The following is a 277-nucleotide window of genomic DNA, read 5'->3' as shown; positions in this document are numbered from 1 at the left end:
GCCTACTCCGTGGCGGGACTCCGCTTCAAGGAACGCACGGTCTTGGACTCGTTGACGTCCAGTACGCACTTCGTAAGTCCCGCCGTCGTCGGTTTGGTGTTGGCGGGCGCCGACGTAACGCCCGGTCTCCTTATCCTGTTGGCCGCGTTCTTCCTCTGGGGCATTGCGGCCCATGCCTTCGGCGCCGTCCAGGACATCGAACCCGACAGGCAGGCCGGCATCGGCTCCATCGCCACGGTGATTGGCGCCCGGCGGACGGTGCGGCTCGCCGTCGTAC

The 277-nt window shown here is 66.8% G+C and carries 1 protein-coding gene; it reads left to right on the top strand.

What is annotated here, in order from left to right; translation table 11 throughout:
• Positions 1 to 277, top strand: a 277-nt coding sequence (locus tag ACR9ZK_RS21930; protein ID WP_481344066.1) for a UbiA family prenyltransferase, incomplete at both ends; no start/stop codon positions are given.

This window comes from Monashia sp. HAY1-5C (genome assembly GCF_056755255.1).
Note: the sequence above shows the minus strand (reverse complement) of the source record. Positions and strands in the feature narration are given on the sequence as shown.